Raw genomic sequence first — 23,938 nt, forward strand, 5'->3', positions numbered from 1 at the left:
CTACGATCAAGTGTAACGAGTTGAGAGCATTCCAATCCGTTGCAGCTAAGAAGGCAGCAATACAGTACACCTCGCTCATATGAAGAAACAGGCTCAGGAGAAAAGCTAGAACCTGTTCATCCTAATCTTCTCTAAGCTTGTGTTCAGTTCGGCCGCTGCATATTTCTGATCTTCTTATCGGTATTGTACTGCCCCAGTGCATATACAGCCCAGATTGCTGCCGGTAGCCAGCCGATCAACGTAATCTGGAGCAAGAGGCAAAAGATCCCCTGAAACGGACGGTTGATTGTGAAGAACACAACAAACGGAAGTAGGATAGCCAGGATCAATCGCATAAATAAAATCTCCGCACGATATAAATAAGCCCTCACCAAACACAGTTTTGCGTGGTTACGAGAATGGTGTTTAGGCCGAATAATGCAAATCAGGAACTCCTGAATCTCGGTAGTGATGTATGTCGTATCTGGGCCTCTGATTTCAAGTATTTTGCGCAGACCCATCAAATTGGGCAGGTGAAAAAGGAAGAGCTCAGACCTTTATGACCAGCAGCCAGTTGTCAAGTTTGAGAAGGCACCCGCTATAAGTGGTCCTTTTCATTGTAAGGAAGGGCCTAAAAATGAAGCTTCGCATCCCCAGACGGTAAGGCGAAGCCGTCGGAGATTGCATCCGTCTCTCCTCCTTAAAATGACCATAGGTAATGTGCTTAGTGTTCCGCTGATGTCGCCACAAATAGCAGAATGAGCATATGCCCTACCAAATCTGGATAAAATATCTTGCCGTCGGTACAGCTACCGTACTTGCTGCCTGCGCCACTGAGCATGACATTAGCGGGCAATACAACGATGGATCAGGAAACGTCACTGGGCAAATACAAACCGGAGCTGCTGGCAGTCCTGATGGTGCAGCACTGACACTCACAGATTCCAATGGTCGTACTTGCAATGGAACAATCGCCGGAAGTCGCGGTCGCTATGACTCGGGTCGGTATATAAGTGCTGTGTATTGTGATGACGGCACAGCCGGCACCGTCAACTTAGTAAACGGAGTTGGGCGTGGTGTTGTTGCCAACCAGCCCGTTACCTTCACCTATGACCCCAACTTTCCCGATGTGAGAGTCTCGGTTGACGTTGAATGATCGTTCCGCAGCTGGGCACTGTCAATACCAGCACCTTTGGGAAACATGATGCATTGCGCAAACAGCTTAGCTAAGCGCGAAACGCATCTCAGCGTTTCTCTGCTTCTAATACAATGCAGCTTGGATTTTCCAAAAACCAATCGATGTTTGGCAAGTGGTCATCATACTGCTCGGGTAATTTCAGCGGGAGCCAGCGAATATTTTCAAAACCTGCGTTGGTAAGGCATTTTTCATGCGCCGCTTTGCTCCAATGCCACATGCGCGCACGGAGGTCGCCAATGACCAACAAGTATTCCGGCGGCGCGACGGCCTCATATCGGAATCCGAAGACCTTCTCTATGCGTGGGTCCTGAGCGGTAAAGTCAAACTCGGGATTTATGCCATAGGTTACGAATCTACCGCCCGGTTTGAGGTTGCGGCTAATAAACTGGCACATTTCCTCAAGTTGCTTCATGCTGTTTGCATAGTGAAACAGATATAACGCTGTGACCATATCGACAGGTCTATCAAGCTGAAAGCCTTCATCACAGGCCGAAACAACCTCGTAGCGTAGCTGACCCTTTTCATGATCCGAACTTCCGGGGAACTCCTGCGCCCTCGCTTCGCTGATCATCTTTTGCGAGACATCAATACCTAGAACCGATTTGGCGCCATTACCCAGCAGAAGTCGCGACAAACGGCCTTCCCCGCAAGCGACATCTAATAGGTCAAGATCTTCCACATTTCCGATAGCAGATAAAATGCTGTGCAGCTCCAGTAAAAAGTAGGGATTTTTTGAATTGATCCACTTTTCATAGGAATTTGACTTGTTATCACAATCTGGCATAGCTGCATGTCCTTCTATTCGATTGCCAGCGTTTTCTGTATTATTAAATTTTACGTTTCCTAGTGTTAAACTAAATTTAAATTAGCAATAACTTCCTCTGCGTTTGCAGGTACCAGCAGGGCACGCCTCAATGAAAAGGCACGTAATTTACATTCCGGGATACGATCCGCGCCCGCCCGAAGTCGCATTTTCGTTCTTCCAAACAGAGATTGCGCGTTATGGAGATCAGCGCAACGTTAGGTGTACTCTGGAGGAGACAAAAGGTCTGGATGAGGGAAATCCACTTTACGCCCTATGGCAAGTGCGATCCAATCAATCCGGGCAAACGGTCGATACCGATCTCTACCTCATCAACTGGCGTGATTTAGTTCTGCGGGAGTTCCAGTTTTCTGGGCTCATGCGTATTCTGCTGGGCTTCTGGACTTTCGCAAGTATGGTGTTTTCTGGCTACTATTTTCGTCTATACCAACGTCACCTTCACTCGACGCTATTTTGGGCCTATCCGCCAATTTTCTTTGCCATTCTTGTCTCGGCCATGCTCTTTCCTCTGGGTCTTTTGGTAGAGATGGTAAACTGGCAGGATTACAGGCAGTCAGCTCTCGCCATGTTGGGCTTCATCCTCTGGCCTTTTGCTATCTATCGTGGATCGTGGCTTCTGGAGCGGCACACTTACTTCTGGTACCTGACAAACGACTACATCTCCATACGGCGCTATTCTTTGAACAAGGACGTAGCGCTGCGAGAGCGCTTAGAGAGCGTTGGTCAGCTCATATTGCAAATTCAGGAAAATGCAGCACCGGAAGATGAGGTGATCGTGCTGGGCCATAGCTCCGGCAGTATGCTGGTGGTTGACGCAATCCATGAAGCACTTTGCATAAACCCGGATTTGGGAACAGTAGGGGCAAAGATAAGGTGCCTCACGCTCGGCTCCGCGTTTAACTACTTCTGTGGCTTCTCAGGAAGTACGAAACTGCGAACAGCGATCGCGGAGCTTACTGTGAACAGGGCGATCCATTGGCGTGATGTCTATGCGTCAGAAGACATCATCTGCAATGGCAAGTTTCCCTCGCTACAAGATTTTACAAGAAAGCGCACCCTCAGCAAGAATGAAGGGCCTGAGCAGCAGCGCACCAGAATTGCAGCATCTCTGACCCCAGAACGCTACCGCGCCTTATGGGGAAAGGTATTCAACATGCACTTCTGCTATCTGCTCGCCAGCGACAATCCAGGCTATTTCGACCTCTATGAAGAGCTTCTGGGTTTCAAAGAAGTAACAGCCGGCGAGAGTAAAGAGTTCGCATTAACAGCAGCGCCAAGCCACTGACCTTAGTATCAAACTCTTGGCAATTGAACTAGTTCTTGTTTTCGCAAGGGCATTGGAGCCACGCCATACTCGCAACTCAGATCCACGATATCTCTCTGCTCAGGCTTGCTGAAGAGAGAGGTCCATATGCCATGTCAGGTTCACCTGCAGACAATAGATATATGCTTAGTGAGCGAGAAGAAGCGGCTCACCGGTATCTGCTTTTGGACAGGTTTCTGCGTGGATCCACACAATTGGGCCTCGCAAAACTTGAGGTCCCCACCACCGCGAGTGTTTTAGACCTTGGATGTGGTATCGGTGAAGCTGCTTGTTATTTCGCTAAGGAAAATTTCCCAAACGGGCGAGTAACTGGCCTTGATGCGGTTCAGGTTTTTATCGCACTTGCAGCTCGCAAAGCGGCAGAGGAAGCGATTCAAAATGTTAGTTTTGTGTGCTCTGATGCAGCTACGTTCGAGTATGGGACCAATCAATACGACCTTGTTTACGCCAGGCTAACACTTAGACATATCGCAGATAGAAAACAGGTATTGCAGAAAGTATTCAAGGGCCTAAAGCCGGGAGGGGTAATCTTCATCGAAGAGTCCGAACCTCTCAGGGGAAAACAGCGCTCTGACTGGCCATTGGTGCAGGTGCATGCCTGGGGTTTCCAACTGGTTAGTGCAGGGGGCGGTAGCCCCAACTTCGCGCTGGAGGAACTTCCGGAACAGCTCAAGGATCTGGGTTATGTGGATATAACCACCTGTCGCCAAACTGTCCCATGCGATACGCCTGAATATCTTGAATCAAGCCGCCTCTTTTTACAAGAAGGGGAGCAACGCATATTGGAGCAAGGAATAGCCTCCCGTGCACAAATAGATGAGATTTCCGAGCTGCTTGAGCAGGCTTCGCCCGATAGCATCTCTCCGGAATTTGCAATGAGGCAGGTAACTGCCAGAAAACCCAATGCACCTGACTGAGAGCACTATGCAGATACGTAGATTGTGTGCCTAAGGAAGGATGATCTGAGTTCCTTAGGCACACTGTGTTTCCAGCATCCACGACATCCACATACTGACTTGTTTGGTGCCACAGCAGACAGGTACCTACTTCACCTGCTTAATGTGCATTCAGAGAAAGTATGGCTTCGATTTCAACCAGTAGGTCTGGCGAAAACAAACCATCAACAATCACCATGGAACTTGCAGGAACATCCTCCTGATAGTGTCTGGTGAGTGCCTCTCTAAGCTCTGGTATCTGGGTGAAGTCAGAGACAAACACGGTCACTTTCACAAGGTTCTTCAGAGAGATGTTCTGCGATGCGGCAATTATCTTGAGCTGCGAGAAGATCGCGTCAGCTTGCTCTCCGGCAGATCCTGACTGTGCAGGGCTGCCGAAGGCAGTAAAGCCAGAGGTATAGAGCGTGTCGCCATGAGCAACGGCATGTGTATACGGGCCAACAGGCAGGCCAAGCTCCGGAATGTTGATGCGTCGGATAGTCAATGAAATCACTCCAATGATGAACTAAGAAATAACTCTGAGAAGCTTCTGCGTAAGCGACTGGACCACAGGCCCAAGAGTAAAGGCGGCAAGCCACGCAGCAGGCCACGCAAACCTGAATGCAGTCATCCAATGTGTCACAAACTCTTCGCTCCACCCCAGATTCAGCCATGTGACCCAGCAGGACATGACAAACGAGAGAAACAAAGACATCAGAATGGATGAGACAAGGCGTTGCATCATGCTATGCGGCCACTCGTTCAGAAACGCCAAGGGGCTCAAGCTTCTGTACAGAGTCGATTTTTGTAAGGTTCTTAGCGAAATAAGCGAGTGTATGCGGCGCATCATAGTGTGCCTGTAACGCCTCTGCATCCACCCAGCACTCCCAGAGAATAAAACACTCCGGTTTCCCGATTTCCTGCCGAATTTCAAACTGAATACACCCGGGTTCCTCAAGGGTGACTGCCACCAGTTTCTTAAGTTCACTTTCAGCTTCAGCCAGACACGCTCCATCGGCCAATTCTACCTCTGCGCTCACCCATAAGTTGGTCATTCTAATCTCTCCATGAGGTTCAAGAAACGTATGAGCCGGGTTTTACAGATTCCGAATGCGCTGTTATATATCGAATTTGGCACTTATAAATTTCAAAAATGGAATCATGATCGACGACATCGCACTGTTCATTCACATTGTTCGCCGGCAAGGGCTATCGGCTGCGGCAGCACGTTTAAATTTGCCCGCAGCAACCGTGACGCGGCGTCTGCAGCGGCTGGAACAGGATTTGGGATGTCAGCTCATTTATCGCTCGGCAAGGAAGTTTAGCCTGACAGCAGAAGGTGAAACCTACTACCAAGCCTATGCCGATCTGGTGACACAATTTGAGAGGACCGAACGTAACCTTCGCAAAGACCTGCATCAACTCAGCGGCCAATTAACAGTTGCAGCACCCACCAACGCCTCGGTCGGCATACTGCAACCAATGTGGTCCCAGTTCATCAAAGCCAATCCCGAGATTCAACTGAACCTGAAACTAAGCAACGAAAACAAGGATATGCTGGAAGCGCAGGTTGACTTGGCACTGAGGGCCGGTCCCCAACAATCATCCCAGCTGTTCCAGAGCAAACTGGGAACTGTGGCCTCTGTGATTGTGGCTTCACCGGGTTATCTGGCCGACCATAAAACTCCCGAGAGCCTCACAGACCTACACAACCATTCCATCATATCTACTAGAACTTTTCCGATCTGGGCTCTGCACACCGAAAACCCCAAAAATGAAGAAACGCTACGACTGCAACCCGCCGTTGTCACAGACGATATTGGTTTGGCCAAACAATTGGCTATGGACGGGCTAGGAGTGACACTTCTTCCAGTGAGCGAGATGGCAAAGGAGCTGGCCGAGGGAAGTCTGCAAAGGGTTTTATGTGAGTGGAGAGGGCCAAACAGAGACATGTTTGCCGTTTGGCCAACGGGGCGTTTGTTGAGCGCAAGGGCCCAGCATTTGAGAGCGTTTATGAAAACCCACATTTCAAACCAACGAGTTTTGCAAGGTTCAATTCCGGGTTAAGTGCACCAGTACCCCCAGCGACCACTCACAGATTAGCAATCACGTCCGATAGTATCTCATAGGTCATCGGGTCTCCCATTTGGCTCACGTTGAAGCGCATGAAGTGCCCCATGGATTGGGTTGGGCTAAACACGTCCCCCGGCGCGAGCACCATGTTTTGTTGCAGGGCCGCGCGAGCCAGCTCGGCGGAGTCAACGCCTTCAGGCAATCTGCTCCACAGGTAGAACCCGCCCTCGGGCATCAGCCAGCTCTGAATACCAATCTCCGCCAGATTGGCTGAGACCTCCCGTCGCGCTTTGGCAAGACGCATGCGCAGGGTCTCCATGTGCTTTCTGTAGGATCCATCATTCATACAGGTGTAAATCAACTCAGTGGCAATTGGGCTGGGCCCACCGAAGTTGGTTGCCACCTGAAGGTCAAGCAGAGCCTCGACCCACTCTGGTTTGGTGGCAATGTACCCGCAGCGCACAGAAGCCGAGAGCGTCTTGGAAAAGCTGCCAAGCCGGATTACACGGTCAAACCCACCAAGCGCGGTCAGCCGGGGTGTCATGGCCGGCATAAACTCCGAAAACACATCATCCTCGATCAGGATGAGATCATGACGGCTTGCAATTGTCAGAATCTGGTGTGCGGCTTGAGGTGAAAGGGTCACGCCCGTTGGATTATGCAAGGAAGAGTTCGAGACGTAAAAGCGTGGCTTATACTCCAAAATTGCTTGCTCAAATTGCTCACAATCCACGCCAGTCTTTGTGTAAGGCACGCTGATCATCTCTACCTGATGCGCCTTCAGGATCGCCTGAAAGTTGAAGTAGCACGGGTCGCTGATGAGAACCCTGTCTCCCGGTCGCAGTAAGAAACGGCACAAAAGGTCAAGGGATTGCGTCGCAGAGCCCGTCAGCAGGAGCTGGTTGGGATCAGCCTCAATCCCCTCCGCCGCAAACTGCCGCGCAAGCAGCCGTCGCAAGTTGCTGGCACCGCGGGTGCTGGCATAATCACAAAGCAGATGATCATCCGCCTTGCTCAAAGTCCGCAGAGCTTTGCGCAGCGAGCCGGTGGGCATCCAGTCCGCAGGCATCCAGCCACAACCGGGCTTGAGCATTTCAGAGCCGGTATCCAGTGACTGACGCGAAACCCAGAACGGATCAATCTCCCTGTCCAGATGCGGACCAATCTCGGAAACCGTAAACGGCTGCGTGTTGGGTGAGACATAAAACCCCGACCCCTTCCGCGCAAAAATAATCCCTTCCGCCGCAAGCCGGTCGTACGCTTCAACCACCGTTGAGGGAGAGACATTCATGGATGACGCAAACCCGCGAATACTGGGCAGTTTTTCACCCGGTTCCAACGCACGGCTACTGATCTTGGTGCGCACCGCCTGTATCACACGCTGTGTTTGCTGCCCATAAGCCATTTCAATATCGCCTACTGTATGGATGATTGTAACAGTACAGTTCATTTCAATTGTATTGCTTTGTAACTGTTGTGCCTAGCCCCACCCAGCTAAAAAAACGGAAAATAGAAAACAGAAAGTGGAGGGGCACAATGCAAACAGCATTGGCACAACGAAGTTCAGCAGGGTGGGGAAACGGCCTGCTCGGGGTTATCATCTTCAGTGGCTCCTTGCCCGCAACGCGGGCCGCAGTGGGTGGGTTTGACCCAATTTTCCTGACCAGCATCCGCGCCACTATCGCAGCTCTGCTCGGCATCTTGTTTCTTGGCTTGCTCCGCCAGCCACTGCCAAAACCTCAGGATATTGTCTCGCTGGTGATCGTCGCCGTTGGCGTGGTGATCGGCTTCCCGCTGCTCTCCGCACTGGCACTGACACAGATGACCGCAGCACAGTCTCTGGTTCTCATGGGCGTCCTGCCAGTCTCAACTGCTATCTTTGCGGTGTTAAGGGGAGGGGAACGACCCAAGTCTCTCTTCTGGGTGTTCTCTGGTATTGGGAGTCTTGTGGTTGCAGCTTTTGCGCTCTCACAAAATGCAGAGGGCTCGCTCTTGGGTTCCCTTTATATGTTTGCAGCCATCGTTATCTGTGGTCTTGGGTATGCCGAAGGGGCAACGCTCTCCAGAAGGCTGGGCGGATGGCAGGTTATCTCATGGGCTCTCGTTCTGGCCCTGCCAGTCATGGCACTCTCAGCTGTGATTAATGCCCCTGTAAACCTGCCAGACAGCAGCTCTTCCGCATGGATCGGGCTTGCCTACGTCTCCGTCTTTTCAATGCTTGTGGGGTTCATCTTTTGGTATCGGGGGCTGGCAGTGGGAGGTGCAGCAGGGGTCGGCCAGCTCATGCTCCTGCAACCGTTCCTCGGCCTCATGCTGGCAGCGGTTTTGCTGCAAGAGCCGGTCTCATCCACCATGATGGTAGCAACCGTTGCGGTGGTGGCCTGCGTTATTGGCGCCAAGCGATATGCATGAGTAAGGAGAAAAGAACAGACCGGAACCGCCCGGTCTGCTCGTGTTCTTGAGTTCTACACCCGCCGTAACAGCTGAACGAGGGTAGAGCCCGGCTCGCGCAATGGCGAGGTGCACACAGAAAGCACTCGCCCATCACACGGGGCGGTGTATTCTGCGGTAATCTCTCCAAAAGCGTTGCTCAGCGTCGCTAGTAACTGGCCTTCCGCAACATCCTGATTGAGAGAGACCTGCACACGCGCAAACCCGCCATGGTCAGTTGTGATCTTCACATCTTCATTGCCAACAAAGGACTCGATGCCGAGCAGATCAACCTCGCCCTCAATCATTCCGTAGTCCACCAGCGTGTTCAAAATGCCCTGAACACCGCGCTTGGTCATATCCGGGTCAAACACATTTGCGCTGCCAAGCTCAACGGTGAGTGATGGAATGCCCACCGCCACCATTTCTGTCTCAACCGACCCGTCAATACCGTCGTCTTCCAAAATCTGATCAGCAGGCTGAAGAGCCGCCAACCGGCGCACCTCTGCATTCCGGTAGTCAGCAAAAAGGAACAGCGGAAAGGCCGTTCCGGTTGATTGGGTGTGCAGATCCAGAAAGATATCCGCATTGCCCATATAAAGATTATGCCAAAGCGCATGGGCAAACCGGCTTGCGGCATTGGAACTTTTAGCGTCCCCCGGCATCATGCGGTTCAGGTTAGTGAAGGTGTGTGTGTCATTCAGGGAAGGATAGTAGCGCGATGCGAGCTGCATACCGGGAGGATTCGCGCCGGGCACCAGAACAACCGTTCCGGTCAGCTTGTCCGTATCAAGATGCGGCAAAAGTTGGTGGATCACATCCACACCCTGCACCTCATCCCCGTGCAGCGTCGATTGAATGAACAGCTTGCGCCCAACCTCGGATCCCTTGATCACAATTACCGGAATGCGGTGGTAGTTGCCCAATGCGTCCGTTGTGGCTTTAAAGAAGAAGTGGTGCTTCCCAACCGAGAGCTCATCAACACTCAGCTTCTCGATGACCGGGACACCATCAATAATGTCATTTGTTGTTTTCATGGCAGAAACCTAGCTTGCCACCTGAGCCATATACAAGTGAGTTATAGTCAAATATCACATTGTTTCTCAGCTGGTTTTCGGTAAACGAAGACGCACATCGACAGCGTTTTAGTCCCCAACATCGGCGACTTGAAAAACAGTTATAAATATGTATACATATGAATACAATTTGGAGGTGTGCCATGACAGTTGCTAAAGAACATGCATTTTCCGGTTTGCAGAAGATCTACGATCACGCCCGCCCACGCTATCCGGAACCAGCCCTGAACCACGTTGTTGGCTTGCTGACAAAGGCAAGTGGGGCGGAACAGGGATGCTTGCTGGATGTCGGCTGCGGCACCGGAATCCTGACCCGCCAGCTTCAGCAACTATCCCCCCAGAGCAAGCTGACCGGCTGCGATATTAACGAGGACATGCTCTCCGAAGCCAAAGCAAAAGACACCTCTGGCGCGATCTCCTGGCACCAATCCTCCGCAGAAAAGCTTCCCTTCAAAGACGCAGCGTTTCACATGATCACCGTCGGGCAAGCTGCCCAATGGTTCGACCGATCCAAATTCTACAAGGAAGCGCGCCGCGTCCTCAGGCCAAACGGCTATCTGGTGATCATCGAAAATAACCGCCTGCTGGAAGGCAGCGCCTTTATCGATGCCTATGAAACCCTGATCGAAACCCACAACAGCACGTATTTCAGAAATTACAGGCAGTTCAACTATGCCCATGAGATGAAGAAGGCGGGCTTTGCAGAAACTAACCTCCAGCGCTTCCCATGGTCTCGCAGCATGTCCCGCGACGACTTTATCGAAATGGCAAAATCATCGTCAAAGGTGCAAGCTGCTATCAAAGCCAGTAACGGATATTTCCTGACTGAGCTCAACAAGATTCTGCAGGATCATTGGTCTGCCGATGAGCCGATCGTCGTCGATTATTCAACGCAGGTCTTCATCGGTCTTTCATCATAGGGTTGAGAACCTCAGACAAATCAACCCGTGCGCTTAAACCAATGCAAAGACTATACTTATAGAGTGGCAGCAGACCGCAACCAGAAGGGGGCCACGGCGACCGGCCAGTGGCAGACCCCGAGACCAAAGCTGCCCAATGTCCTATCAAAACCTGACCGTCATTTTCGCAGTGGTGTTTTTATACAGTGTGACAAGCAGGCGGGTGGAGCAAACACCGGTCAACGGCGCCCTGCTGTTTTGCATTATCGGGTTTCTTCTGGGCAACGACGGGCTACAGTGGTTTCAGGTCAGGCTGTCCAATGAAACCATCAAAACTCTGGCAGAACTGGCCCTCGCCATCGTGCTTTTCACCGATGCGGCAAAGGCAAACCTCAAAGTCCTGTCTTCCAACATCGACCTGCCACGCCGTCTGCTTTTGTTGGGGCTGCCGCTCACAATCATTCTGGGCATCCTGGCAGGCATGGCCTTGCTGCCCGGTCTCCCGGTCATCGAAGTCGCCATCCTTGCTGCCCTGCTGGCTCCAACTGACGCGGCGCTGGGCAAAGCTGTGGTCACCGACCCGGCAGTGCCCGCCAAAATCAGAGGAACCCTCAACGCAGAGAGCGGCCTGAACGACGGTATCTGCGTGCCAATTGTATTCTCACTGCTACCCATCGCAGCTGACCCCACATTAGCGACAGAAATCAACAGGATGGCCGCCCAGCTGCTGGCGGAACAGATTGGTCTGGGTGTCCTTGTCGGGATCGGTATTGCAATTCTGGCGGGGCAGATCATCGACTATTCTTTCGAAACCAAAGAGCAATCCAAAACGTGGGAGCAGGTGACAGTCGTCGCGCTGGCAATCTGCTGCTTCTCCGTCGCACAGCTGGCTGGCGGCAGTGGCTTTATTGCTGCTTTCGTCGGCGGCATTGTCTTCGGCTGGCTGGAAAAACCCTACAAGGAGCAACTGCTTGATTCAGCGGAAGGAATAGGGGACACGCTCTCCCTCGTGACATGGCTCATCTTCGGTGCAGCAATTATCGGCGCTGTCATGCACATGTTCACATGGGAAATCCTCGCCTACTCGGTGCTGAGCCTCACCGTCGTCAGGATACTGCCCGTCTACCTCGTCCTGCACGGCGAGCCTTTAAACCTGCGCGAAAAGCTCTTTATCGGCTGGTTTGGCCCACGCGGTCTGGCAAGCATTGTGTTTGCCATTGTGGTGCTGGACGCCAACCTGCCGGGCAGCTCTGTTATCGCATCAACTGCTGTGACCACTATCGGCCTCAGCGTCATCCTGCACGGCATAACAGCCCACTCCTTCATCCGGGCCTTGAAGAAAAAGTAGCGGCCCTAAGACAGTTCCATTCTCCCAGATGCCGGTTCGCCCTATGCGCCTTCTGATTCCTGCGGAAAATGACAGGGTGTTGATTGACGGTTGTGTATGAAGTGAAACATACAGGTATCATGTCAACACCATTGAATAACACCACTAAAGACAAACTGTTAGAAGCCGCTGTGCGCGTGCTCAACACCCAGCCCCGCGCTTCTCTGGCCGATATTGCAGAAGCCGCTGGCGTAAAACGCGTCACACTCCACCGCGTTGTTGGCACACGCGAAGAGCTGCTGCGAGACGTCGCCCTGCGCGCTCTGCAGCAGATGGATGACGCCGTTTCTGCAGCCATCAAAGGCAAGCGTAAACCGTTTGAGCAGCTCAAAGCTATCGTTACCGCTCTGGTACCCATCGCAGATTCCTGCCACTTCCTATGGAACGGCCCCGACGTTGGGAATGAACCCGACATCACACAGGAGATCCAGCGCCACGATAAGCAGCTCCGTGACCTGATCGACCGTGCAAAAGCAGAAGGTGATATCCTCTCCTTCCTCCCAAACAGCTGGGTTATGGCCTCGCTGGACGCTGTCGTATACGCAGCAGCAAACACAGTGGAAACCGATAACATCCCACTCACCGACGCCAGTGCCCTAGCTATCCAAACCCTCTTTGGCGGCATCACGAAAAAGGTCAAAGGCGGTCAGCCAGCCGGTTCATAAAAGGGGAAGGCCCAGACCAAGGACCATATTGTCCTGGGTGCCTTTCATTGCTACCCCTCCATTCTTTACCATCGGGAATACTTAAGTGCCTTTATCCGCTACCTCACCGAAACTGGTGATTTTCGACTGCGACGGCGTACTCGTGGACTCCGAGCCCATCTTCCTCCGCGTGGTGCATGACATGTTGCTGTCCTTCGGTGGCACACTGTCCTTTCAGGAATGCTGGGACAAATTCATCGGCAAAACCACGCGGGCAGTTGATGCCTACATGACCGAGCAGGGCATCACGGCTCCGGAAAACTGGGCGGATGAGTTCCACAAGCAAGCCCGGTCCCGGTTGGAAAAAGAAGTGCTGCCTATTCCCGGTGCCCGCCAAGTGGTAGAGCAACTGGCAGAGGCCAACGTCCCACTCTGCGTTGCCTCCAACGGGCATCCGGTAACCGTGCGTGCCACATTGAAGCGCACCGGATTGCTGCCTTGGTTTGAGGGAAACATCTTCTCCGCGCATGAGGTCGGTGCCAGCAAACCCGCACCAGATGTCTTCCTGCACGCAGCAAAGCTGGCAGGCGTGCATCCAGAACACTGCGTTGTTATCGAGGATAGCCCAAGTGGCCTGCGCGCTGCAGCCAACGCCGGTATGCCCTGCTTTGCCTACACACCCAATACCACCCCAACGCCCCCAGACCTCTTCGGCGCGCACCCCTTCCAAACCATGGACAAGCTCCCAGACCTGCTGGGCCTCGTCCCTGCATGAGCAGTGCACTGGTTCCGGAGTTTGCCGTCTCTGACTGGTTCGCATCCAAGCACTTCTACTGCGAAGTGCTTGGCTTCGAATGCCTCTATGAGCGGCCAGAAGAAGGCTTCTGCTACCTAAGCCTTGGCGCTGCGGAAATCATGATCGACCAAATCGGGCTGGGTAGAACCTTCGACACCGGCCATGCCCCCAAATCCCACCCCTTCGGCAAGGGCTTGAACGTGCAAATCGAGGTGGAGACCATCGAACCGTTGCTAAACGCCTTGAGGCAAGCAAACATCCCGCTCTTCTTGCAGCCCGAAGACAAATGGTACCGCAAAGGCCAATCCGAAGTCGGCAACCGCCAATTCATCGTCGCCGACCCCGATGGCTACCTCCTCCGCTTCTGCCAAACACTGGGTTCACGAGAAATTTGACCCGTTTCCACCGAGGTGCCCTACAAAGTCACCCTGCCTACTAAACGATGTCATCCCGGCCCCCGAGCCGGGACCCAGAGCCACATCTACCACCCAAGCGGCTTCCCACTGGATACCGGATCATCGCTCCGCTTGTCCGGGAAGACGGTGGTGGTGTTTGGCATGTCCTCTCAGTCCCCTACGGCGTCTTCCCGCACTCGATGCGGGATCCAGAACCCCACGCACCATCCTGAGCAACATTCTACTGGATGCAGAGCAAAACGCCGCCAGTGTCATCCCGGCCCCTGAGCCGGGACCCATGATGCGTCTCCTGATTGTGTGAGCTCTGTGAATGCCGACAGATCATTATGGGTCCCGGGTCCACGCCCGGGATGACAGCATAACAAATTGACGAAGCACATGCTTTCCAAGGATGCTCGCCTCCCAACCGTCATCAATCCAATGCGCAAGATGACGCCGGCAATGGGCAACTCGGGCTGGATCATTCCACCCCACCCCTTGCATTTCCCCGCATTTCCCTATATCCCACAGGCAACGCGCTCATCGGCCACAGGCTGAGAGTGCCACCCCCGCTGCTCTCGGAATAACAAGAAGAGCAGCCTGCTCGAGTGGGATGTAACACGGGCACGCACCGTGGTCCGCAGCGTTTCTAGGTCGCTTTCAAAGCTCCTCTCAAACCCCATGGATCTCAAATTTAGCCAGTCTGATCACGTAGATACATGTCTGCGGGGTACATGCTGGCGCTTAATCTGCCGCGTATTTCCGGAAAGTGGCTGACGGTTTTCGGATAAAGATATGCGCTATAGCAATGAGCAAATTCCTGATCCCATTTCAGGGGCCGTGCTCTGCACATCTTGGAAGAACGAGAGTGAAAAATTTTGATGAAGCTGGCCTCGCAGAACCTATTCTGCGCGCCGTAAAAGAAGAGGGCTATGAAGCCCCGACCCCAATCCAGCGCGAAGTCATCCCGCACATGAAAGCGGGCGACGACGTTCTCGGTATTGCACAAACTGGTACCGGCAAAACCGCAGCCTTTGTGCTGCCACTGTTGACCCGTCTTGCAGAAGACCGCAAGAAACCAGCGCCGCACACCTGCCGCGCGCTTATTCTTGCGCCAACCCGCGAGCTTGCCTCCCAGATTGCCGACAGCGTGCGCACCTATGGCAAATTTATTGGCCCATCTGTTGCAGTGATTTTTGGCGGTGTGAAACCCGGCCCACAGCTGCGTGCCCTGTCCAAAGGTCTGGACATTGTGATTGCAACACCGGGCCGTCTGGAAGACCATATGAGCACCGGCGGCATTAAGCTGGATGCCACGACAACCGTGGTGCTTGACGAAGCCGACCAGATGTTGGACCTTGGCTTTGCCCCGGCCATCCGTCGTATTCTTGGCAAACTGCCACAGAAACGCCAGACGGTACTGCTTTCCGCAACCATGCCCACCCAGATCCGCCGGTTGGCAAAAGAATTCCAGACTGATCCACGTGAGATTTCCGTAGCGCCGGTCTCTCGCCCTATCGAGAAAATCGAGCAGTCCGTCCGCTTCCTCAACTCAAGCTCCAAACGAGCAGTCCTGCAGGAAATCCTGTCGGAAAACGATATCGAACGCGCCATTGTCTTTACCCGCACCAAGCGCGGGGCAGACCGTGTAAGTGGTCATTTGGACAAAGCTGGTCTCAGTTCCGCAGCCATCCATGGCAATAAGAGCCAGCGCCAGCGCGAAAAATCGCTGGCTGGCTTCAAGACTGGCTCCATCAAAATCCTCGTGGCAACCGATATCGCTGCCCGCGGCATTGATATTGACGGGGTCAGCCACGTGGTCAACTACGAGCTGCCAAACGTGCCGGAAGCCTACGTCCACCGTATTGGCCGCACGGCCCGTGCAGGCAAAAGCGGCACCGCAATTTCCCTGTGTGATGCAACCGAACAGCCATACCTGCGCGACATCGAGCGCCTGATTGGCCGCAAGATTCCGTCTGGTGACGGCGACTGGGATGGCGCATCCGGTGACGTTCCGGCGTTTGACCCAACGGCCGAACCAGCACGGCTGAAGCGCCACAAACGCCCGCAAGGCAATCGCCGGCGTGGCGGTGGTGGCGGCGGAAATGGCCGCTCCGCTGGCGGTGCAGGACGCTCAGGCTCAGCACAGGGCAACAAGGCAGGCGAGGGCGCCACAAGACCAGCCGGTGCAAAGCCAAATGCAGGCCGTGGTCGCGGTGGAAAGCCAAACGGCAACGCGCATTCAGCTCAGAAAAACGGACCAAGAACTGGTCAGAAAGCTGGACAAAATCGCAGCCAGAACGGCAGACCGCGCCGCACAAAACCAGCTGCTGCACAGCACTAAATCCTAAACAAATCACCGGGGCTCCTCAGCCCCGGTTCTGCTGTCAGGCTTTGGTTGTCTGTGGCTCATCGACCTCTGCATGGGTGCTAAAACCGGCGGGCGAGACGATCTCGATCAGCTCAAAATCCTCTGAGTGCTCAAGCTCTCGGTGGCGGATGCCCGCTGGCTGCACCACACAATCTCCCGGCTTCACCGTGCGAATGCCATGCCCCTCATACTCAAAACGTGCCCAGCCTTTCAGTACATAATAGAACTGAAAACAGCAATCATGCACATGCCATTGGCCCGTCGCAGTGTGCCCCTCTCGCGCCCTGATCACATGCGCAACCACAGCTCCGTTGGTGGCATCAGCCACCCCAAGGTCCCGATACTCAAAATAACTGCGCAACCCCCGCGCCTCAAACTCCGCATCCTCACCTTTACTGTGACTGAAGCTCTGTTCCTGATCCGGTTGCTGGTCCACGAAAATCCCTCCCACTGATCAAACCAGTAGGTACCGGAGCAAAAGGAACGTCAACCCGGCTTGCAACCGCGCACACCCGAAAAGTGGCCCCACCTCTCAGGTATTAATACGCGTGCAAGAAGCAGCGCTTCTGCAATATGCTCCACGTTCTCCTAAATGAAGGTGCAAGAAAACAAAGCTCTGGAGCTCGCTGCGTGAACGGCAATACACGCAGCATGCGCTAGGGGGTGTTTAGAGATAGAGAAAGCTGGCCATGGTGAAGTAAACAAGCACCCCAAGCACATCGTTGCTCGTGGTGATAAACACACCGGTTGCCGCTGCCGGATCAATGCCGATCTTGTCCAGCACGACAGGAACCGTCGCCCCCACCATCGCCGCAATCGTGGTGACGATGATCAGTGAAAGCGCAGCAGTCAGCGCCAGCCACACGGGATCATGCACATCAAAGATCAGCGCACCAATACTGATCAACACCGTCAACACACTGCCTGCAATCGCCCCATTGGAAAGCGCGCCGCAAAGCTCCTTCCAAAGCCGGAACAAGGTGCTGACAGTCCAGATAGAACCCGTCGCAATACCCTGCACAGCAACCGCCGAAGCTTGCAGGCCGGAGTTGCCCGCCATCGACATGACCACTGGGATGAACGCCGCCAAAATGGCAGCTTTCTGCAGCTCATCCTCAAATGACCCAACCACCAATGCAGCAATCGAAGAGCCGATCAGCCCTGTCAGCAACCACGGCAAACGACCCTTGATAATTCGTTTCACAGAGTCCGATGGGCGCGCCTCAGGCGAAACACCACCCATCAGCATCAAGTCTTCAGAAAGCTCCTCACGAGCAATCTGGTTCATTTGCTCCGTGGTTATCCGACCGATCAGCTTGCCGTCAGTGTCAATCACCGGCATGGAGGAAATCTGCCGCTTCGCCGCTTTACGCAGTACGTCTTCCTGATCCATCTCCGCAGAAACAGCCAGCACATTGGCATCCATCACATCACCGATGCGCGACTTTGGCTCCAGCGTCAGCAGCCGGGTAACATCCAGTCGCCCCACCAACCGGTGTTCACCATCTACCACAAACACGGTGCGGAAACGGCCCACCCGTTCGTATTGGCTCTTAATCGCGGCAATAGCCTTTTCAGCCGTGTAGTCCTCGTTAAAGGCCACGAACTTCTTGCTCATCAGGCGACCAGCGGTGTCCTCTCCGTGACGGATCCGCTCCTCAATCTCCGCCCGCGCATCCAGCTGCGGGATGATGATATCCAGCAGGCTCTGCGGAAATTCATCCAGCGTATCAGCCAGATCACTCTCTTTGAGCGTGTTGAGGATCTCAACCAGCCGTGCGGTGGTTTCTTCGTTCAGCAGTTCAGCCCGAAAATCCGGATAAAGCTCCGCAAGAATTTTGGCGGAAGGCCGAATGGGCAGCAGCGCAAACAACTTGCGTGCTTCCGGCAAGGGCAGGGCGGTCAATATCTGCAGCAGATCCGTGGGTGGCCACGTCTTCAGCTGCTTCACCAAATCGCCGGTATTTTCAGCACGCAGCAGATGGCGCACGGCTTTCAGCACTTGTTTGTTGTGCTCGTGTGCGCCGGTATCAGCTTTGCTGCTCCACTGGAGTGGCTTTTTATTCTTTGCCATACTCCGCACTTTCGTTTGGGGCCGACTTATTATGATGCCTGCGCAGAACATGCAGCAGCGAGGTAAATCTCTCCCTAAGATCTAACAAAACCCCCCGTACGTTTCTATAGCTAAAGTTTTCAAAGAATACAGTCACCCACAATGAGAGAACCTTTATGAGATCCAAGTTAGGAGGGATGCTGGGTGAGCCTGAACAAATGCGCCGCCAGCAGAAAAGCGAACACTCCACGAGAAAGATGTGCCATGCTCGACCGGATCTTTACAAAACTGTGCGTTCAGATCTTAGTGACAGTATTTCTTACTCTTTTGGCAATCGGATTTCTGATCACCCCTTCAAACGCTCAGGAAAGTACCGCACCAGCATCACCTCATGTCGCGCTGGCAGGTGCCGGATCCATGTATCCCGATATCCTGTTCAACGAAACCATGCGTCTTTTCGAAACCTCCAATCCCGATGTGAGTCTCACCTACAATCCCGTAGGCAGTGGGGCCGGGGTTGTCGCACTGCAGTCTGGTGAAGTGGATTTTGCAGTCTCCAGCGCACCACTGGAAGCGATCTTGCAGCAGGGAGCCGAGGAGGCGGCCATCGAAGATGATCCTGCCAATATAGAAGATGAACCAGAAGCCACAGACGACAACCTGCTGGAAATTCCGATCACCGCAGGCATGCTTGGCATTCTTTATAATCTTGACGGGATTGATGAGTTAAACCTCACCCGCAATGCGCTATCTGGAATCTTTGACGGTTCCATCCAGTACTGGAACCATCGCGAGATTGAGATGGCAAACCCGGGTCAGGATCTCCCCAGACTGAAGATCACCGTCATCGGGCGCAGCGATGCAAGCGGTGCAAACCTCGCGCTTTCCACGCACCTGAACACCGCTGAAAATGCATGGTCTGGAGATACGGCAAGCATCTGGCCTCTGGAAAGCTTCCCCAAATCTGCGGTCCTCGTACCTGGTTCGTTTGACCTTGTCGCTGGCCTCATGGAGACAAACGGTGCAATCGGCTATGCTCCCTCAGCCTTCGGCACCGCACTGGGCATACCCATGGCACTGTTGGAGAACCAGCAAGGGAACTTCGTCGCGCCCACTGCCTTGTCTGGCGAGGCGGCAATCGAGGATGTAAGCAGGAGCTCGGACCCGGCCTCTCTCGAAAAAATTCACGATCCAGATTCCCCAACCGCATATCCGATCATGTCGTTCTTTTGGTTGGTGACGGAAGAAGTCTACCCCGACGCACAGACCGGCACGGCCATGCGTCAGTTCGCGGAGTTCGTCCTAAGCGCGGAGGTGAGTGAGGCCGCAACCTCTTCCGGCTATATTCCACTCCCTTCCGATATGCGTGCAGATGCCAGAAAACTTGCAGAAACCATCCATTGATTGAAAGCTGATTGTGATCTGAATTGCCGGTATGTGCCATACGTTGAGTCTGCACAAAAAAAGCGGCGGATAGGACGCCGCCGCTTTCTTAGTATTTCGATCGTGAGGTGGCTTATCGCGGTTCGCTGCGCAGACCTTTGACAATCGCGAAACAAGCGCCGAGCAAGACAATTGCAAATGGGAAGCCCGTTGAAACGGTCATCGCTTGAAGGCTTGAAAGACCACCGCCCAGCAAAAGTGCAATAGCAACAAGACCAACCAAAGTTGCCCAGAAAATGCGCTGTTGCACCGGTGCATCCACCTTGCCCCCAGCCGTGATGGTGTCGATGACAAGAGAGCCGGAATCGGAAGACGTCACAAAGAAGGTGATGATGAGAACAACGCCCAGCACAGAGGTAATCTGGGCAAGTGGCAAGTTGCTCAGCAATTCAAACAGCTGAATTTCCGTCGCCGCTCCTGCGATCTTGCCAAGGGTTGTTGTGGTTTCCAGATCTATTGCGGTGTCACCAAATGCTGTCATCCACACAGTGGTCACAACACTAGGAATAATCAGTACGCAGAGCATGAATTCACGCACGGTACGGCCACGGCTGATGCGTGCAACAAACATGCCGACAAACGGCGCCCAAGAGAACCACCAGGCCCAATAGAAGGTGGTCGAACCCTGACGGAAGTTATCATCGATGCGCCCAATCGGGTTGGAAAGCGCTGGCAGGTATTCCAAATAAGCTTCCAGGTTCCAAAATAGCTTTTGGAAGATGCCGAGTGATGGACCTGCCAGTACAATAAAGGCCAGCAGCAAGGCAGCTAGGATTACGTTGAATGTGGACAGATGTTTGATGCCTTTATCCAGCCCCAGGACAACAGAGCAGAGCGCAATGCCTGAGATCACGATAATCAGTGCAACTTTGGCTGTTGTGCTGACTTCCAGTCCGAATAGGTGATGCAAACCAGCGTTCGCCTGTTCTGCACCAACACCCAGAGAGGTTGCCAGGCCAAACAAGGTTGCAAAGACTGCCAGAATATCGATGATATGGCCCGGCCAACCCCAGACGCGTTCTCCCAAAATTGGGTAAAAGATGGAGCGAACGGTTAGTGGCAGACCCTTGTTGTAGGCAAACAGAGCCAGACCAAGAGCAAGCACAGCGTAGGTGGCCCAAGGGTGCAGGGCCCAGTGATAGATCGTGGAGGCCATGGCAAGACGTTCAGCTTCCACACCGCTCAGTGCTTCACCACCAAGGGGGGCCCAGCTGCTGCCAGTGGTTATGGCGGAAAAATTGCCAAGTGGCTCAGCCACAGCGTAAAAGACAAGACCAATGCCCATGCCTGCGGCAAATAGCATGGAGAACCATTCACCGTAGCTGTAATCTGGTTTTGCATCTCTGCCGCCGATGCGAACCTTCCCTAACGGCGAGACAATCAGGTAGAGGCATAGCAATACAAAAGAATTGCCGGCAATTAGGAAAAACCAGTCAAAGCTGGAAGTTAGCCAATCACGTAGATCTATGAAAACTGGGCCAATAGTGTCTTTATAGAGCAGTGTAATTGCAACAAAAATTGCAATCGAGATGCTGGAGATGGTGAAAACCACATTGTGAACATCAAACGCAACACCAGCAATACGCGGCGTAATATTATCCTGTCCTACTTCGTAATCAGTATCAATAAGATTAGACGGTCCATCGGGGACCGGTATTAGACCTGAGCAGGTTTGATCAGTCATACTGTTCCTGTTTATTGGCAGATATCCACGTATGCTGCAGCTGTGCGTACAGCAGGTGGATTTAGCAGCTCAGCCATGAGCTATGATCCGCTTGTTAGCCACCTGCCGCGAAAGCTCTTGGGTGAGCCTAAACGATCACTGCCAGAAGATGGGGGAGGCACGCCGAATGGGCGGAATCTGGCAATGCGATTGCCCCAGACGTGGAGGCACAGGTGGATAGAGATGCCCTACAGCGAAAGTGATCTGGCTTCCGTGAAGCCAACGCTGGCATTGTTTGGACAGGCACCCCTTGGTGCGCGGAACCTACAAACTTAAATGTAGACCACGCAACCGCAATGCTACGTATGTTAGCGTCGCTTTTATCACGTTTGCATAATCGAGCAAAAGCAACGTCAGATATAAAACACAGCCTCTCAAGCCGTTAAGGTTGCGATTTTTTATCCCATGCCGCAGTCGAGGAGTGGATTCTAGGAATTTGCATGGGTGGTCTCATTCAAAGCAGAACAAATTCTATCGCAGCCCAGCTAAAAGATGGGTCCGATGCCATTCGGGTCGATGATGTTTTCTAAAACTGAGTAGATGGTATGTTTGGAAGTAACAGTAATGCGATGCCAAGGCTGGCGTGGCGGCCACCTGTCTGATCTGATAAGGAGTTTGCGTCCCGAAGGCCGCTTCATGCATCGCTTTGATATAAACGGAAACTCGGGAAGCGGGCTGCAGAATGCTGTTGGCGTGCGCGATCAGGCAGCAAATTCAACGCACCGCTCAGTCTGCCGAGGCAACAGCTGACCCCACGAATTGAATCCAGTTATCCCGGTCGACGAACCCATAGTGGCTGGCGCCGTCCCATAAATGTGACTGGCAGTGCCGCAGTTCACTGCATAATTGCAACGGCATTTGCGGCGATATAATATCGTCTTTATTGCCGTAATACATATCCACAGGCTGCTTGATATCCTGCGGTGAAAAACCCCAATCCCAGAGCGCCATTGTCATTTCATAGACGCCTTCCTCATCCTGAATGTACCCGAGCCGGAAGTTCTCTTCAAAAAGGGCCTCTTGTTCAAGCGTTCGCAGCATGGTTTTTGCTTCATTCGGCAATTCGTCGGCAACCGACTCCACATATGATGGAATATCCTTCAGAGCTTTCTTCGCTCCCGCGCGCATCGCCCACCGAATGAGCAAATGCAGGTGGCGGAGTTTGGCAATGGTCTTAAGGTCCTTCATAACGAGCATTTTTGTGACACCTGGCTCGTCAAACGGTGCCACAGGGGAGGCGAGGGCGACCCTGCCAACGCGATCGGGCAGATGATAGGCCACGGCGAGTGCATGTGGCCCGCCTCCAGAATGACCAGCAACGTTAAATGTCTCGAGCTCAAGATGGTCAGCAAGCTCTTCCATATCCGCCCCCCAATCCACCATTTTGCGTCCCTTCTTTGGGCTGGAGCCTCCCACCCCTGGTTGATCAGCTGCAATCCACCGGACGCCCAGTGACCGGGTCAGCGCATCATCTGAGTTTCGGATCACATGGGAGTCAGAAAACCCATGACAGAAAATGACTGGCGCACCTTTCGGATCACCAAAACAATCGAATGCCAGCACTCGGCCATCGCTCAGTGTCATTTCCTGGGGCACCTGTCGCTCCTTTCGTGATGTGGGGTTCTCTAATCGTAGGTTGAATTCTTCAAAGAACTGCCAACAACTTTGCTCGAAAAGCCTTTCCGGATATCCAAACCGGTCTGTAGATCACATTGCTCGCTGGCCCCCACGCCTCTCTCCCACTCCGCTGCACCGGGGATAGATCCCGCGTTTGCGGTGATAAGTTTTGATAGCAGGGGAACAAGTCCCACCACTGAGGCTGTCCAACGCGTGCTTCCCTGCGGTGCTGCAGGAGCCCCGCAACTCTCCCCAATTCGAGCACCATCTGCGTCCCGCCCAACATAGCAACGCAAATAAACGTAGATTTGCTCAAACTAACGCAAACTAACGCAATCGCCTCGCCCTCTTATAAAGGGAAGGGGCAACTCCGCCCGCTTCAGGCTTAGCCCCGCATCAACGGCTGCTCTTGCACATCCCGGCCAGAGCCCCCATTTAATATATAGTTTTCAAAGAACGCGGATTGCTCCGAAGTAGTATTGTCTGCAAACGTGGGCTCAGATTGAAGCCTGATTTGATCGCGGTCTATTCCTGTAATGTTCTCCTTGAGACTTCATTAGGTGGAAGTTGGAGCGCGAAACCGGCCTCTCAGATTCGACGGAGTTGCATCGCCCAAAAACCTCTCGCAGGGGCAGTTTTGCGGCTTTGATTTGTCCCCACAGGGAGTGGGTATAAATCAAACGGCGGGTTTCTGCGGATTAGGTATGTTTTACACATAGGTTGGTGATGTTTTTGCGTTTTTTCGGGTTTTTAAGGTTGACGGTTAGAGGGC

Annotated in this window: 23 protein-coding genes; 12 read left to right on the plus strand and 11 right to left on the minus strand. The window is 53.3% G+C overall.

The genetic code is table 11. From position 1 onward, the window contains the following. Positions 1-143 precede the first annotated feature (143 nt). Complete coding sequence (locus IE076_RS20250) at positions 144-335, minus strand: YqaE/Pmp3 family membrane protein (protein WP_189438610.1); 192 nt, start codon at positions 333-335, stop codon at positions 144-146. A 410-nt stretch (positions 336-745) separates the two neighbouring features. On the opposite strand from IE076_RS20250, the gene IE076_RS20255 reads away from it, so the two are divergent. Then, on the plus strand, positions 746-1,135 hold the full coding sequence (locus tag IE076_RS20255) for a hypothetical protein (protein WP_189438611.1): 390 nt from the start codon (positions 746-748) through the stop codon (positions 1,133-1,135). An 88-nt stretch (positions 1,136-1,223) separates the two neighbouring features. On the opposite strand, the gene IE076_RS20260 is transcribed toward IE076_RS20255, so the two are convergent. Further along, positions 1,224-1,961, minus strand: coding sequence for a class I SAM-dependent methyltransferase (locus IE076_RS20260; RefSeq protein ID WP_189438612.1), 738 nt, complete (start codon positions 1,959-1,961; stop codon positions 1,224-1,226). 130 nt (positions 1,962-2,091) lie between these two features. Here IE076_RS20260 and IE076_RS20265 point away from each other — a divergent pair, with 130 nt between their 5' ends. Next, on the plus strand, positions 2,092-3,285 hold the full coding sequence (locus IE076_RS20265) for a hypothetical protein (RefSeq protein ID WP_189438613.1): 1,194 nt from the start codon (positions 2,092-2,094) through the stop codon (positions 3,283-3,285). 161 nt (positions 3,286-3,446) lie between these two features. Beyond that, positions 3,447-4,241 carry a class I SAM-dependent methyltransferase gene (locus tag IE076_RS20270; RefSeq protein WP_189438614.1) on the plus strand — a complete coding sequence of 265 codons (795 nt, stop codon included), beginning with the start codon at positions 3,447-3,449 and terminating at the stop codon, positions 4,239-4,241. 139 nt (positions 4,242-4,380) lie between these two features. On the opposite strand, the gene IE076_RS20275 is transcribed toward IE076_RS20270, so the two are convergent. The 3 genes from IE076_RS20275 to IE076_RS20285 are packed head-to-tail and all read right to left on the minus strand — an operon-like array spanning position 4,381 to position 5,314. After that, positions 4,381-4,764, minus strand: coding sequence for a RidA family protein (locus IE076_RS20275; RefSeq protein ID WP_189438615.1), 384 nt, complete (start codon positions 4,762-4,764; stop codon positions 4,381-4,383). Between the two features lie 21 nt (positions 4,765-4,785). Next, entirely contained in the window at positions 4,786-5,004 is a 219-nt protein-coding gene (locus IE076_RS20280) for a DUF2798 domain-containing protein (protein WP_189438616.1), read from the minus strand. Position 5,005: 1 nt separating this feature from the next. Then, positions 5,006-5,314 (minus strand): putative quinol monooxygenase, encoded by a 309-nt coding sequence (locus IE076_RS20285; protein WP_189438617.1) that lies wholly within the window; start codon positions 5,312-5,314, stop codon positions 5,006-5,008. Between the two features lie 106 nt (positions 5,315-5,420). Between IE076_RS20285 and IE076_RS20290 the strand changes: the two genes are divergently transcribed. After that, positions 5,421-6,326, plus strand: a complete 906-nt coding sequence (locus IE076_RS20290) for a LysR family transcriptional regulator (RefSeq protein ID WP_189438618.1) — start codon at positions 5,421-5,423, stop codon at positions 6,324-6,326. A gap of 25 nt (positions 6,327-6,351) precedes the next feature. On the opposite strand, the gene IE076_RS20295 is transcribed toward IE076_RS20290, so the two are convergent. Further along, positions 6,352-7,737, minus strand: coding sequence for an aminotransferase-like domain-containing protein (locus tag IE076_RS20295; protein ID WP_189438637.1), 1,386 nt, complete (start codon positions 7,735-7,737; stop codon positions 6,352-6,354). Positions 7,738-7,868: 131 nt separating this feature from the next. On the opposite strand from IE076_RS20295, the gene IE076_RS20300 reads away from it, so the two are divergent. Next, a complete protein-coding gene (locus IE076_RS20300) occupies positions 7,869-8,744 on the plus strand; it encodes a DMT family transporter (RefSeq protein ID WP_189438619.1) in 876 nt (291 codons plus the stop codon). 53 nt (positions 8,745-8,797) lie between these two features. On the opposite strand, the gene IE076_RS20305 is transcribed toward IE076_RS20300, so the two are convergent. Then, complete coding sequence (locus tag IE076_RS20305; RefSeq protein WP_189438620.1) at positions 8,798-9,799, minus strand: succinylglutamate desuccinylase/aspartoacylase family protein; 1,002 nt, start codon at positions 9,797-9,799, stop codon at positions 8,798-8,800. Positions 9,800-9,981: 182 nt separating this feature from the next. On the opposite strand from IE076_RS20305, the gene IE076_RS20310 reads away from it, so the two are divergent. From IE076_RS20310 to IE076_RS20340, 6 genes are all read left to right on the plus strand, one after another. After that, a complete protein-coding gene (locus IE076_RS20310) occupies positions 9,982-10,758 on the plus strand; it encodes a class I SAM-dependent methyltransferase (RefSeq protein WP_189438621.1) in 777 nt (258 codons plus the stop codon). Positions 10,759-10,894: 136 nt separating this feature from the next. Beyond that, positions 10,895-12,085 (plus strand): cation:proton antiporter, encoded by a 1,191-nt coding sequence (locus tag IE076_RS20315; protein ID WP_189438622.1) that lies wholly within the window; start codon positions 10,895-10,897, stop codon positions 12,083-12,085. 119 nt (positions 12,086-12,204) lie between these two features. Further along, positions 12,205-12,789 carry a TetR/AcrR family transcriptional regulator gene (locus tag IE076_RS20320; protein ID WP_209009329.1) on the plus strand — a complete coding sequence of 195 codons (585 nt, stop codon included), beginning with the start codon at positions 12,205-12,207 and terminating at the stop codon, positions 12,787-12,789. A gap of 85 nt (positions 12,790-12,874) precedes the next feature. Next, positions 12,875-13,543 carry an HAD family hydrolase gene (locus IE076_RS20325; protein ID WP_209009331.1) on the plus strand — a complete coding sequence of 223 codons (669 nt, stop codon included), beginning with the start codon at positions 12,875-12,877 and terminating at the stop codon, positions 13,541-13,543. Further along, entirely contained in the window at positions 13,540-13,959 is a 420-nt protein-coding gene (locus IE076_RS20330) for a bleomycin resistance protein (RefSeq protein ID WP_189438623.1), read from the plus strand. The genes IE076_RS20325 and IE076_RS20330 overlap by 4 nt, the downstream gene beginning before the upstream one ends. An 868-nt stretch (positions 13,960-14,827) precedes the next feature. Beyond that, positions 14,828-16,303, plus strand: coding sequence for a DEAD/DEAH box helicase (locus IE076_RS20340; protein ID WP_189438625.1), 1,476 nt, complete (start codon positions 14,828-14,830; stop codon positions 16,301-16,303). A 43-nt stretch (positions 16,304-16,346) separates the two neighbouring features. Here IE076_RS20340 and IE076_RS20345 read toward each other — a convergent pair whose 3' ends face one another. Both IE076_RS20345 and mgtE read right to left on the minus strand, forming a co-directional pair. Continuing rightward, entirely contained in the window at positions 16,347-16,766 is a 420-nt protein-coding gene (locus tag IE076_RS20345) for a cupin domain-containing protein (protein ID WP_189438626.1), read from the minus strand. 231 nt (positions 16,767-16,997) lie between these two features. After that, on the minus strand, positions 16,998-18,404 hold the full coding sequence (gene mgtE, locus IE076_RS20350) for a magnesium transporter (RefSeq protein WP_189438627.1): 1,407 nt from the start codon (positions 18,402-18,404) through the stop codon (positions 16,998-17,000). A gap of 183 nt (positions 18,405-18,587) precedes the next feature. On the opposite strand from mgtE, the gene IE076_RS20355 reads away from it, so the two are divergent. Further along, the gene (locus tag IE076_RS20355; RefSeq protein ID WP_209009335.1) at positions 18,588-19,787 is read left to right on the plus strand and encodes an extracellular solute-binding protein; all 1,200 of its coding nucleotides are present in this window, start codon (positions 18,588-18,590) and stop codon (positions 19,785-19,787) included. Between the two features lie 112 nt (positions 19,788-19,899). Here the strand turns inward: IE076_RS20355 and IE076_RS20360 are convergent, their stop codons facing one another. Both IE076_RS20360 and IE076_RS20365 read right to left on the minus strand, forming a co-directional pair. Next, positions 19,900-21,510: a BCCT family transporter gene (locus IE076_RS20360; RefSeq protein ID WP_189438628.1), complete on the minus strand. Its 1,611-nt coding sequence runs from the start codon at positions 21,508-21,510 to the stop codon at positions 19,900-19,902. A gap of 765 nt (positions 21,511-22,275) precedes the next feature. Then, positions 22,276-23,145: an alpha/beta fold hydrolase gene (locus IE076_RS20365; RefSeq protein ID WP_209009337.1), complete on the minus strand. Its 870-nt coding sequence runs from the start codon at positions 23,143-23,145 to the stop codon at positions 22,276-22,278. Positions 23,146-23,938 lie beyond the last annotated feature (793 nt).

Source organism: Pseudovibrio japonicus, assembly GCF_014651595.1.
Classification (GTDB): domain Bacteria; phylum Pseudomonadota; class Alphaproteobacteria; order Rhizobiales; family Stappiaceae; genus Pseudovibrio; species Pseudovibrio japonicus.